Raw genomic sequence first — 12,803 nt, 5'->3', positions numbered from 1 at the left:
TGCCAGGTGCGCGTCAACTCTTTAGATTGCGCAACTCTCGCACCATAGCTCAGAAGCGGGTTGGCGGCTCCAGCGCTAAACGCAGAGGAAAACGAAAGACCCGAGTTATTGAGCACAAACGAGGCCATCGCGTCGGTGACGCACAAATGTGCATTCATCGAGACAATTGAATTATTAATGATCGAGTTATGCAACACTACCCCTCTCCCATTTTCAAATTAGCCTTAATCCTCGGACTCCTGTTAATCATCTCAAAAAACGCATCGTGTGCAATTTTCTGAAGATCACTGAAGCACTGCATCACCTTGCCCACGTCCACATCCTTCAAAGACTCAGATGTAACCGTAGTATTCATGACAATTCCCGTTTTATCGTGAACGCCACCCTCTCCCACATCAAGCGCCAATTCGCGACCGGACGCGTCTCTATTTGAATAGAAGAACCTCATGGATGAGCCGGAACCTTGACGATCGAGCGCAGCGGAAGTTTCCAATCCTTGGTATTTTACGCCTACAACTTCTGAGAAAAACTCAGATGCAGCCAAGCCCGCAAGATGTCCCTCATCAAAGAAGTCCAAGTACTTAACGATGCACCAGACCTCCTGATGCCTCGATATTGGCGAAACCTCGTTAAGAGCAGCAACCCCCTGCTCCAAGACTTTCCGGAAAGCATCCCAAGATGTATATGGCGCAAGACCATTGGCAGTGAAAACACCAACACCAAGTTGGTATAGAGTATTAACCTCTCCATCACTCTTTCGGTATCTGTAGCCGACAGCACCGCCAGGACCTGGCATACCTTGGGGCAACGTTCGTTCAAGCTGGTTGTAACCCAACTTACCCACCTCGACCCCGAAACGARTGTAGTCAGAGTCGTTTGCAAATGCCAACGCGGCTGGCTGATTGGGGTTACCCTCGCCCCAGCGTAGCTCAGCGATTACTTCAACAATTGGTGCGTTCGTCATCGAAACTATCAGTCCGGATAGTGGGTTGGCGTCTGGTTGGACGTGCCATACGGAAGGACTCCGCCTTGCTCATATCATGCCACACAAAGTTAGTACAGCAAGAAGAGGCATAAGTTCCTTACGGGTATCGGCCCGAAAAAGACCAGCTGAAGACCTACAGGCGGAAGGAGCTACTACCGGCTTATGAGCCTGTTTAGGGGGTTAAGACCCCGTGAAGCCCAGAGCTTCCTGCAGGCCAAGGTCACGAGAATGCCCTCGGCGCATGGCTGCACGCTGGCGATCTGGCGGTTCCCCCACCACAGCCCCCAGTGCTCACCATGCTGCACCCAGCCTCGTGGCCGGGGTGCAATCATGAATTCGGTGTAGTCGCAGGGAGGGAGCATGGCGCGCAGGATACGGGCCGGGATCTCAGATTCCGAGACTGGCCTTAGCCTCCCGCGAAGGTGTCGGCGCGGCGCTGCTCGGGAGCCGACTTGCAGACCCTCCCGGAGCAACCCTGAGGCACCGCTGGGCGTCGTCACGCCCTGGCGTAACGCGTGACGTAACGGTGACGTTACGCGCCTGCTACGACGCGAGAAACGGTTTCAGAACCGTCTGCGAACCGTTCCCTACGTCACCCACATGGCAACAGGGCCTAGATTGAGCGGCGGATTGCGGCCATGTAGCAACCAAGCCGATGGCCGCTGCAGCACGGCTAGGCCGCCAGCCGACCAAGTACCTCAGGAAGTTTGGAGTAGGGCACCACGGGGGCGCCGAACTGAAGCAAATTTAGCTCGTCGGCAGACCAGTCTTCGAGATCATCATAGACGATCCTCTGCTCCACGCCTGGTATACGGGCGCGCTGTATATCCATGTTGGCGACTACTCGTGCATTGATCGCCGAAGAGTCATGGACAACGGGATCCACAATTATCCGCTTACCCGAGGAAACTGAAATGATGCTCTCGAACTTGTGAGGTTTATTGCTACTGCCGATCAACTTTTCCGAATGCACGCTGGCTGGAAACGAGACCTCAAGGAACCTCCTTAGCATGGCCTTGAAATCCCTGTTGCTAGGAACCTTGTAGTGGGCGAACAGCCACTCAGACGACCCCTTGGACGCATTAGCGACGCAGGCAATCGCAAACGGGAGTTCTTCCCTACTCACGCTCCTGCTACGGATCACGCCATTTCGCGATGTGACTCCCAGCTGCTTCAGCGTGCTCTTGATCAGACTGTCAGGAGACTCAATGACTTCGCCGACGAGTTCAATCTCTCGAACGGCCCGACCTTCGTCCGACACGACAAATGATTGACCACTTCCGTAGACGTTGACTCGTACAAACTCGCCGGACGGATAAATACAGTGCGTCGGCACGCAGAGGCTGTCACGTTCCGTGAATGCCTCGAACGCACCTTGGAGAATTGGGTAAATTTCAGATGGTTCGATCACAGAAGTAGCCCCCGCTCCGGGTAAGTGATGCTATGGGCACCTAACACTATGTTCCTAGCATTGCAGTACCACCGCAAGCAGGCATCAAATTCCCGAGCCTGAGTAAAAGCAACCGCGAGCTTCAGCTTCTTGGGCTGAACGCCTAGAGCCTTGAACTCCTGTCGGTTCAGCTCCCACGAATGCCAATGCGGGCCCCGTACAAAGGGCTCCATGGTCGGCGCCCAATCGTTGCTGTGGGTAGCCCTAGGGTCATAGTCGAGTCGGCAAACCACGCGATCCGCAAACTGTATTCCGATGTGGAATCTTCGTGGATCGTGGTTCGGACAAGCGTCGATCACCAGGTGTTGTCCAGACAACTCCCCACCAATTTCAATGGGAAGCTTCAGCCTAACAGCATAGGCATCGCGACTAGGCTGCCAGACTGGCGACTGAATGCCCAGAAGACCCTTTGGGGCGGCCATGAACGCATCGACAGCAACAATGAAGTCAGATCCCTTTGACAAGTTGCCCCCTTTTTAATTGGAAAGGCTCGGTCACGGCGCCTGCGATTTTCACTTCGGACGCCTAGACGTTTTCACTCCGACTAAGCCCTGTCTCGCTAGCTCCATCAGTCACATCAATGTACAGAGTGAATGGCTTGGAGGCTATGGAACACATCCACATAGGCCACCCACCGATCGTTCGTGAAGACGCTCACAAGGCCGCAGGCGCAGGCCTGCCCCTCGACCTTGGGGCAGGCTGGGTCGTGGAGGTCGAAAGCCCGCCAGGGCTCGCCTATGGCCTGCCGTGCCACTTCTAGGCGGCCTTGATAGTCCTCAGGCAGGCACTGCCGCTCGGCGGCGAAGATGACGTAGGTGACCCCGTCCCACCCCTCCATTGAGCTATCCGTATCTACAGTAGAGATTGGCTCTTGGTCGTCAGTCACGGGCTGGCTCCGGTTCGGCATCCGTCGTCATAGCCACCAACTGCACCGTAATTTTCTGGATGGGCACAGAGTCCGCGTCGATTCCGACAGACTGGACCGGCTTGCCGAAGCCGCGATCCAACAGCGCCTCACAGGCCGCCCGGGCCAGGGAGAGGTTCTCCCCCCGCATGATCTCCACTAGGCGCTCAATGGCCTCTCGGCCGTGTTCCCGGGCCAGTTCCCGCACCTCAAAATCTACCTTGGGCCGCCCGCTGGGGTTACCCGATTGCCCTGGAACGAATGGCATAGCTCTCACCTATTGTTTTCATCTGTTACCAATGCGAACCCTTGTTTACGGAATGTCCCGTCAGCAGCATCAAAGCCAACTTCTTGGACGTGTCTTTCGAGGTATCTGCCCGCCATCTCAGTGAGGTCGAGTCCACCGAAGTAGACCCGCCTCCCAGCGTTGGCATGGAGCAGTACCGCTGCAATCCCCTTCACCGCAGCCGGGGACAGCGACTCAGGCTTGTCATGCGACGCCATATCCGACCCCGGTTACCTGTTTGCCCAGCGGCGTTGGAGGTCGATCATCGAGTCGCTAGCCAGTCGGCCACCGACGATGCCCGCCATCCGATTGCCACTCATGGAAGATCCGGAACTGCTGCCGCCGCCACCGCCCGCGAAGCCCTGGACGTTGTTGCCGAACCCGAGGTTCGATCCCTGTGCTGCTGGCTGCTCCGTTAGCTGCTGGCCCCATCTGCTTGAGGGCGACCAATTCGTGTAACTCGGCCGGGTGAACCCCTGACTGCCGAAGTTGTTAACTGACCCCTGACTCTGCAAGTAGCCATTCCAACTGCCACCCGGTGATTGAGCGCCGAGGCCGAGGTTTGAGGTAGTGGCCGGGGCTGCGGTGTACGCGTGCTGCGCCGACTGGGGGGCGCCGTAGACGGGAACCGCCTCGCGCTGAACATCGCCAATTCCGTAATTCGCCCCTCGATCAACCCAAGGAGACAGGATCTTGTCAACGACCACCCCCGCGCCGGGAAAGAACATGTTGGCACCGATCTTTAGCGCGGTAGCAACGCCTGCTCGACCACCGTTATTTAGGTAATTCCCGCGCTCGTCATAGGGACTGCCAGGGGCAACGCGATTGGCCACAGTGGCGCGGAGCCGCCCGAAGAAGTTACGTTCAGCCATAGAAGTACTCCGGGTGCGTCGCACCCATTCAGTGAGTTGAGATTCGGTGGCTGGGGCGAAGTGTATGCTCCGCTGGCCACCCAGTGGATGGACCTCATGGACGCCTGGAAGAAGACCCAGTACCCCCTGCCCCAGTCTTGGGACGAGACAGCCGCATCTGACGACCGCAAAGGCTCCCGCTACGGGTTAGCCTTCGTGTCGCTTGTCGTCGGCGTCCCCGTCCTGGTCATTGCATTGGTAGTGCTTGCCTACTCGGGGTTTGCGGCCGCTTCGTAGCTTCTAGACGGTCCGCGAACTCGGCCACATCGTCGTTGCCTTCCGATTCGGCAATACGGCGTAGCGTCTGTGCCTGAGAAACCAGCTCCCCAACTGGCTTTTCCCCGTTTTGCGCCACCCAACGCACAAAGCCCGGGCTTGTCATCAGTCGGCCTAGGCCATTGAATGCCCCGGCCAAGGACGCAGAGCTGGCGACGATACCCGCCGCCAAGAGCGGATTGCCTGAAACCGCTGCACTCGCCGCGCTGCTCGCCGTGCCCGCCGACTGAGTGATGAGGGATATCAAGCGGCCTGTGCCTGATGGGTTGCGGAATACAGCGCTCCCCTGCCTGATCTTGTCTGTCATGCGCGCGATCTTGTCCATATCCTGGCGGAAGCCCATTCCGTGGCGGTCGAACAACACTCGCTTGGCCTCCGGGCTCATGTTTGCCCAGTTGGTCAAGAACGTTTCCATGCTGAAAACGTCGTTGTCGGCGTTCTGCTGACTACCCGTCGCTCGGCCCATTCGCCGGATAAACGACGCTGACACCTCCCGCTGCGCCTCTTTCGGAATGGACTGCATCACCGCGTGCAGCGTGGTGGCGCCTTCCTTCGTGTTGCCAAATGCTGACTTGTAGACCGCTTCTGGACCGCCGCTCTTGTCCACCACGTGGGCAATGGAGTCGATGCGGTTGCTTCGGGCAGCGTAGTACGCGTTTGCGCGCTTCCAGGCCTGCTGAGCTTCTGGGGTGGTCGCGGCCGCCTCCATATCGCGTGTCAGCGCACCGTAGAGCGCCTTCCACTTGTCCCGAGGCACGTTGTCCGCCAGGGAGTAGTTGTCCAGCTCCTTGCCCACGACCGTCCGCAGCTTGGTCAGCGCTTGATACGGGATCTGGTTATCAGCCATCCCCGCGATTGCAGTCTTAACCTGCTCGTCAATCTGCTGAGGACTTGGGACCGGTAGTGAGGCTCGCATCCCCAGTGTCTGGAGGCGCGTGTTCTCCGCCCTGGCCTGCTGTGCTTGGGCATTCAACTGCTGCCTAAGCGCATCGGCCTGCTGCCGCACGTCCRGCCGCTGCAAAGCCGCCTCTGCACCGCCTATATCTTTTCCGAGCGCCGACTCGATGCCTTGAATCCTGGCGTTCTGGAAGAGCTTTGCAACATTGGGCGCTCCCTCAATGGAGGAATTCAGTTCCGACAACGCCCGCTGGGTGTTCTCGACCGGCACCCGAGCGCCCGGCGCAATTTGCGCAGAAACACGGTCATACAGCTCCTCCGCCTTCTTTGCGGTCCTGGGAACGAACGCCACGGGCGAGGGGCCCTCGACTCCCGCCAAGATGGCCCGCCCCGCTTGCTCGGGGCCCATGGGCCGCCCGCGTGGGGACAACTCCTCAGCGTACCGAGCGACAGACTGCCCAGTCGCGCTAGCCTGCTTTGCGCCCAGCCGCGCAATCGGGCCAGCACCACCGGGCACGTTCCCTAGCATCGTTTCCAACGCCTGGGGGAAGCGTCCACCGGTAGCCTGCCCCACGCTTGGGGTTGTCCCAACGGAGGCGAAGTCCCGCATGGTCTGTTGCATGTCCGAAGAAGTAACCGGGGCGCCCATCCCGTTGTTTCCCCGCAGTGTGCTGCGGGTGGCCTGGGCAGCAGTCGCTGGGACGATGCCCCCACGCATCCCGGGGATTACCCCGGCTACCGTGCCTGGCGCGAAGCCACCGATGAGCCCAGCCGCAACCTGTGCGCCAGTGCCACCACCCGCTTCCCGTACCGACGAGCTGCCTCCGGTACCGGCGATGGTGGATGCGGTCTGGAGCGCGGGGTTGGCCGAGAAGAAGTTACCGGCCGTCTGCATCACGCCCCTACCGCTGTTCATAAGGCCACCTAAGCCGAGGGTAAGAGCGGTGCCCGTGATCCCCTCACCGATGTCCGATACCACTCTTTGCGCCGCATTCTGCGGCCGTTGCATCCCCATTTCATCGGCGATGTTCGCGCCCACCTGCCGATAGGGCGCGGTCGGCACAAAACCATCACGTCCGGCAGCAAGGTCCGCAGCGGATGGCTGGTGAAACTGCTTGCGAATCGGATCAATGACATAGTGGTTGAATGCATCTCCACCCACCGCACCCAAGATGCTGCCAGCCCCCTGGAGGACCTGACGCCCGCCGTACTGCCCCACAAATCGGCCCAGGGCATTTCCCGGAAGTTCTGCAGTAGTGTCCACGGAGGAAGTGACGTCGCCGAAATCCGGACGCTCAGCGAAAACGGGCGCCAGGGTCGGAATTTCCTGCGATGCGTCGAACTGATCAAACGGGTTGGAAGGGGAGCCCTCCTTTGCTCCCGCCGCCACCATCACCCCGAACGAATTCGGCTGCGACGCCGGGACGGCTACCGAGCCTGGTACTTGGTCGAACTGATCGAATGGGTTGGTCGCCATCGCCTTACCTCAGATAGTCGTCGGCGCTGACGCCGTATTTCTGCTCGAACGCCGACCGCATGGCCGGATTCTTCCGCAGGTACTCAACCGCAGCGGGCGGGACCTTTCCTTGCGACTTAGGCCCGCCAGAAGGCTTCGGATGGTTGCCGATGATTCGGCTGGGCGAGTAGTTGTACTCATTCGCCAAGGACGAGTATTGCTCTCGGTAGCTGTCGATCTGCTGCTGTGCCTGATCCTTGATGCCCCTCGCCGAAGCCACAAAGCCCTTCCGCTGCTCAGGGTTGAGACGCTCGCCATTGGCTGCCCGGTTGTAAGCATTCCTAATCTGATCGGGCACGCCAGCCGCGTTCTGGGCCGTAGCGAACTCACCTTCCCGAACGACTGAAGTGGGGTCCAGCATTCGCATGTACGAGAAGATCAACGCCAAATCGTTCTGTGCGGACGGGCTCTGGGCCGCCTGCTCGATCTGCGCGTAGGAGTTAACGACCGTCTGTGGCGTCTTGATCTGAGCGATGTATTCCTTACGCAGTGCTTGCTCCGCCTGAGCCATGTCACCGGGTGCCGGGTTGTTCTTTCGATCAGCAGGACCGCCCGGAATCGGCATGAGGCTCGCCCCATCGGGGGCATACCGATAACCAGAGGGCGCCTGTCGCTCCGCTTGGCCGGGAAACTTTGCGGGACGAAATCCGATCTGGGGCGCTGCAGCCACTTGTCCGCCCGCACGCTGGAGGACCTTGGGAACGTACGCCCGCGTCTCAGCCGGTGCGCTAGCCAGCACTGCATCCACGTTGCCGCCGTGGCCCTCCATAGCGCGATCCACGTTGCCCGGACCCCAGTTGTAGGCGGCCAGTGCAAGGCGGGGATCGCCGTACTGAGTAAGCATCGCCTGCAGGTAGTCCTTCCCAACGCGCTCCATCTCAGCCGGGGAACGGTCACGGGCCGGAGTGACGCCATAGCCTGGATCGGTCAGGGTGCCGGGCATGGTCTGCATGGTGCCCATTGCCCCCTTGGGTGAGACTGCAGCCGGATTGCCACCGGATTCGACCTGCATAACTGACTGTTCCAGACCCGGAAGCACGTCGCCCCCCAGCAACCCGCCCGTGGGTGATGCGGCCCTGCTCGGAGCCAGCAAGCCAGAGTCCGGCATCTTCGGGCGGTCAGCCGCTTGGCCCAGGAGGCCCTGGCTGATGACATTCCCCTGCAGATCGCGGTATTCCTGGGTCTCGGTATTACGCAGGACATCCAGTAGGCCGTTTTCGCCGGTCTTGGGGTCGCGGTAACCGATCTGGCCCGGCTCCCATTTCGCCCTGGGGCTGGCCTTCTGGCGGAACTCTTGGGCGCCTACCGGGTCGACATTCGCCCACTGACTCCATGAGTCCTCATTGAGCGATCCATCAGAATTCAACACGCCTCTCTGAGCCCGCTCAATGGCGGCGTTGCGCTCCATCCCTTGGCGAGTGCGCGCCAGGATGTCGTTCTTGTAGCGGGTGTTCTCGGTATCGGCGACGCCTTGGTTAACGGCGAGCAGGCCCGAGGAAAGCCCGTCTGCCAACGAAGCGCCAAAATTTCCACCGTTGCGGGCGCGCAGCATCGCAAGGCCGGAAGCCAAAAGCCCCTGACGTGCGATAGCGCTTTTGTCTTGGTCATCGAGGTTTTGCCAGCCAGGCGTGACGCGGCCTAGGAGGCCTTCAAGCTTAAAAGTCATTGGGGTGTCCTGTACTCAAGGCGCCTCTTGCGCCATCCGGGGGAAAGGCGGCGCCACCGAAGTGGTCGCCGCCAGGAGCCCGCCCTTGGGTAGTTGGAGCCCCTATTACTTAAGCCGTTTGGCGGGTGTAAATCGCTCCCATCAAAGAGGTGCCCGTGGCACACCACTAGCAGGTTCTGGCACGCCTAATGTCTGCGCTTGGCAGGCATCACGCCTGTTAACGCCGACTACGTTTTCAGCAGCGCCAGGCCTATCGCTTGGCGTCGTCAGAACCCATGTTTCTTATGAGCCCTTCGCCGGTCTGCCAGTCATCCGCGTTATCGCTGCCCAGCTCTTCTAGCAGCGCGTAGCTGGCACGCTCCAGCCAGTCCCACAGCACTCCCTCAATGACCCTCACCTTGTCGGTGAACGTTGCTGCGCGGACGCCGGCGGAGCGGGCACCATCCCTATAGCTCTGACCCATGCCAAGTAGGCGGCACGCTGCCTCTCTGGCCTCGCGCTCCTCGTAGCCCATGGCTTTGAGGTACATCTCGACCTTGGGCCACCGCCACATCTGTTGGGCGGCGTAGACCAATAGCCAATCCTCCAGCGGGCCATCCAGCTCTGCATCGGCCAGAGCGACAAGCACGGGGCGAACAGGCCGGACGGCGGGGATCACCACCACGCCGGAGAACTGTTTATTGCTCCATCGATGCACGCGTCGGGTACGCGTCGGCACGCGTCGGGCTCGCATGTTCGTAACCCTGTCGAACTCCTCAACCGTCCGCAGCTCGTCCGCATTGAAAGCAGACAGCGCTGCCTCCCTGGCACGCGGCTCTTTGGGCAGGTAATCCTGAGCCGCATGGACAACCCGGCCTCTGGTGTGAATCGCGAATCCTGCCGGGTCGTCGCCTCCCTCCTCGGGCGTAGGAACTTCCACCCAGGTCGCCTGCCACACCACCGCCATGCATGCGCCACAGCCATAGGCAGCTGCCACTGCCCGCGACGCCCGGTCGACGTTCGTTGAGCCTTCTTTCCACCGCGCACCCTTTCCGGATGGCGGCAGAGATTCACCCTTTGATGCTGGCAGCACTGCTACCAGCAACGGTGCGGCATTGCTATCAGCATGATCCCCGGTTGAAGGGCTAGGTTCACCAGTGCGCGGCCGGATCAGGTCCAAGATGAGTCCCCGCAGAAGTACCCGAAGAGAGGACCTCCAAACAGGGCGCAAGCCGCTCCGCTTGGTAGATATCTAGATAGGTGTGCACATAGCGACCAATAGGGGGTGTGGATAAGTGGCTGACTGCTCCGCATAGCGACCAACTTGGTCTGTATGCGGAGCAAGGATTTCGGCCACTGCTCCGCATAGCGACTAGGTTGCTCCGCATAGCGACTACTGATCGCGCCGTTGCTGCCATAGGTCCGGCGCCACATGGGTGGCTGGCTCTTGATGCTTGCGGGACTCATCGATTGGGTAGTAGCTGAGCGCGTAGAGGCCGCAGCTGTTCCTGCCACCTTTTCGGGTTTCGATGATCCAGCCCGCCTCCAGCAGCTCGCGTTTGGCATCCATGACAGTTCCCTGGCTTCGCCAGCCACGAGTCCGCAGGAGCGACCACGGGATGCTGATGTCCCCGTTGCGCCCGGGTCGGTACTGCCGYGCAAGCTCAAGCAGGAGCTTTGCAGCATGCCCTGACAGGCACCCGAACTCGTGGGAATCGGCAATGCGGTGTGAGATGGAGAGAAAGGGCGGACCCTTGCCCCGGCCCTTGATCTGGAGCCGCTTCTTCTCTGAGATTCGTTGCACATGGTCACCTCCCATCGCCCTTACCTCGGCCAATAGGACGTGCCAGACGGCAGTTGTCCGCTCGTTTCATATACCCCCCAAGGGCAATAGGTAGAGAGCCGGTCAGGACTTCTTGGGCGGCGTCTTTTGGGGACGACCAGCGCCCGGAAGATGCGCCCACGTCCGGCCAGCTCGAATGTCGTTAACCGTGTGCCTGCAGATCCCCAGTCGCTTGGCCCACACTCCGGCGGGGACGGTCCCCGCGCTATCGCGTATGGCCACTGCTTGGTCGGGGGTCAACTTGCAATAGGTGGACATGCAGCCATAGCGCGCCAGGTTGCGTTGCGCCTGCCTTGCCCGGTTCTGCTGAGGGGTGACTAGGTCCAAGTTGGACAGGGCGTTGTTGCCCGCGTTGGCGTCGAGGTGATCGATTTGCATCCCCTCAGGGATCGGCCCGTGGGCAGCTTCCCAGACCACCCGATGCGCATACCAAGTGCGACGGGGGGCAGAGGGTGTTGCCCGCTGTATCACCCGGACGTACGTGTCGGCGGTCTGGATGCCCTTCTCGGAGCCCTCCGCGTTGAAGATCCGGCCAGAGGTCAGGCACGCCAGCAGACCGGACGGCGCATGAGGTAAGAGTTTGCTGAGGTCGAGTGACTTCATGGCTCCTCCAGCGATTCCAGGCGCTGCGGAACCCGGGACTTGAAGTCCAACCACGCGGCCCGGACATCCAGCGGCACGTAGTACTCGGTCACCCCATACGAACCGTGTTCGTCCTCATGGAGGGCGGTGTATGCCTCCAGAAGGCCGCTACTCACTAGCTGCAGCGTGGTGGGGCGGGAAGGAGCAGCCTTCGTTCCATCGGCCGTCCATCCACCGGCATCCAGCAGCCGACGCTGCTCGGTAGTCAGATTGCTAAAATCGAACCCGGTCATTGAGACCTCCCGGCGTCACTCAGCAGCCGGGTCGGCAGACTGTAGAGGCTGTCCAGGTAGACAAATCTGCGCCGACCGATGCTGATAGTCTCGAGCAGACCAGCGTTTGCCAGTTCGTAGGCCTTGGATCGACCGATGCCGACCTTTGTGCATTCCGGGATAAAGGGCCGGAACTCCCTGTGTCCATGTGTATCCACTGACTGCACCGTGTATGCCGCAATGCGGCGGGTGAGTCGAAATCTAAGGAACACGCGCAGTGGCAGACATGCCATCTAAACGGACAATTGCCAATTCAATTCAGGCTGAGGCAAATATCGAAAAAGCTAATCTGATTCAGGGTGGGCCAGTAGGTCGCTACTGGACAGGAGCAAGCTTCGAAATTGCGGCCTCATCAAGGTCACTGGTGTCAAAGAAGATTGACGCCAAGGCGAGTACGACCGCCCTGTGAGGTGTCCCGAAGTCGCTCTGCAGATCACTAGTCAGCCGCCTAATGAAGCGAAGCCGCCTAACATTGGGGTCGTTTGGCTTTTTGATCTCGGTCGTTAACTCAGGTAGCAGCTCCGCGCCACAATGAATTGCGTCAAAGACCAGACCCAGGTCAATTCTGATCGCGTGATAGATGGCAAACCGCTTCCGAATGAGGTCATCTTCTCGTTCGTCTTCATCCACAAATCTCGCGTCCAAGCGAGATTGGTAGTTCAAAGCGCTTTCCAGGGCGGCACGGTCCAAATAGGGCTGGAACGGCCAGTCCAGCCCAGACCTCTCGTTCCAGAAAGGAATCAGCAGCTCGCGCAGCGCCTCACAGTGCGATGCAATCTTCTTTGCAGACGCCTCCCGTTGCTTGCGGGTCATTTTTTCGAAGGGCTCTAGCTCAGCGAGCCCTTTGTGAACGGCGCTGTGGATCCAGTCTTCCAAACTCTCGGGCCGAAACGAGGGCCGCCGTTGCCTACCCTCAAGCGTGCGGAGGCAGAATGCGTATTCGACGGAGTCAGCGAGAGCATCCCGAACCTCGGTAGTTTTTGGATCAACAAATTTCTCGCTGGTCTTCATGTGTCTCGCTCCGTGAACGTGCGCCCTGCGCCCGAAGATGATTGGCAGGGCCACTAACACCATCCCGTGGTGCCACCGCTAAAGTGGCACCCCCAACTACGCCGCGCCCTTTCGCGGCGCTTGTTCGATTGAGATCACTATTCCGCCCTCGCTGCGCGACGCAAT

At 60.0% G+C, this 12,803-nt stretch carries 13 protein-coding genes; all 13 read right to left on the bottom strand.

All coding sequences use genetic code 11. The features are described 5' to 3' along the window. On the bottom strand, positions 1–197 hold a 197-nt coding region (locus tag AC1DR7_RS06090; RefSeq protein ID WP_478076420.1), incomplete at its 3' end, for a hypothetical protein. Beyond that, positions 197–964, bottom strand: a complete 768-nt coding sequence (locus AC1DR7_RS06085) for a TIGR04255 family protein (protein ID WP_478076419.1) — start codon at positions 962–964, stop codon at positions 197–199. The genes AC1DR7_RS06085 and AC1DR7_RS06090, both read right to left, overlap by 1 nt. Positions 965–1,658: 694 nt before the next feature. After that, positions 1,659–2,396 carry a hypothetical protein gene (locus AC1DR7_RS06080; RefSeq protein ID WP_478051784.1) on the bottom strand — a complete coding sequence of 246 codons (738 nt, stop codon included), beginning with the start codon at positions 2,394–2,396 and terminating at the stop codon, positions 1,659–1,661. A gap of 616 nt (positions 2,397–3,012) precedes the next feature. Further along, positions 3,013–3,321, bottom strand: a complete 309-nt coding sequence (locus tag AC1DR7_RS06075) for a hypothetical protein (protein ID WP_457321799.1) — start codon at positions 3,319–3,321, stop codon at positions 3,013–3,015. Then, positions 3,314–3,607 carry a DUF5681 domain-containing protein gene (locus AC1DR7_RS06070; protein ID WP_457321801.1) on the bottom strand — a complete coding sequence of 98 codons (294 nt, stop codon included), beginning with the start codon at positions 3,605–3,607 and terminating at the stop codon, positions 3,314–3,316. The genes AC1DR7_RS06075 and AC1DR7_RS06070 overlap by 8 nt, the downstream gene beginning before the upstream one ends. Positions 3,608–3,855: 248 nt before the next feature. Then, entirely contained in the window at positions 3,856–4,497 is a 642-nt protein-coding gene (locus tag AC1DR7_RS06065) for a hypothetical protein (RefSeq protein ID WP_478051785.1), read from the bottom strand. 226 nt (positions 4,498–4,723) lie between these two features. Next, complete coding sequence (locus AC1DR7_RS06060) at positions 4,724–7,186, bottom strand: hypothetical protein (protein ID WP_478076418.1); 2,463 nt, start codon at positions 7,184–7,186, stop codon at positions 4,724–4,726. Positions 7,187–7,190: 4 nt separating this feature from the next. Beyond that, a complete protein-coding gene (locus AC1DR7_RS06055; RefSeq protein WP_478054620.1) occupies positions 7,191–8,891 on the bottom strand; it encodes a lytic transglycosylase domain-containing protein in 1,701 nt (566 codons plus the stop codon). Positions 8,892–9,141: 250 nt separating this feature from the next. After that, positions 9,142–9,837, bottom strand: a complete 696-nt coding sequence (locus AC1DR7_RS06050; RefSeq protein WP_457321452.1) for a hypothetical protein — start codon at positions 9,835–9,837, stop codon at positions 9,142–9,144. Between the two features lie 426 nt (positions 9,838–10,263). Then, positions 10,264–10,440: a hypothetical protein gene (locus AC1DR7_RS06045; RefSeq protein ID WP_457321454.1), complete on the bottom strand. Its 177-nt coding sequence runs from the start codon at positions 10,438–10,440 to the stop codon at positions 10,264–10,266. A gap of 336 nt (positions 10,441–10,776) precedes the next feature. Next, positions 10,777–11,316: an HNH endonuclease signature motif containing protein gene (locus AC1DR7_RS06040; protein WP_457321456.1), complete on the bottom strand. Its 540-nt coding sequence runs from the start codon at positions 11,314–11,316 to the stop codon at positions 10,777–10,779. Next, positions 11,313–11,588, bottom strand: a complete 276-nt coding sequence (locus tag AC1DR7_RS06035) for a hypothetical protein (RefSeq protein WP_457489098.1) — start codon at positions 11,586–11,588, stop codon at positions 11,313–11,315. The genes AC1DR7_RS06040 and AC1DR7_RS06035 overlap by 4 nt, the downstream gene beginning before the upstream one ends. Positions 11,589–11,942: 354 nt before the next feature. Continuing rightward, entirely contained in the window at positions 11,943–12,638 is a 696-nt protein-coding gene (locus AC1DR7_RS06030; RefSeq protein WP_478052318.1) for a hypothetical protein, read from the bottom strand. Positions 12,639–12,803 lie beyond the last annotated feature (165 nt).

It is taken from the genome of Stenotrophomonas sp. P5_A9 (genome assembly GCF_056400525.1).
Note: the sequence above shows the minus strand (reverse complement) of the source record. Positions and strands in the feature narration are given on the sequence as shown.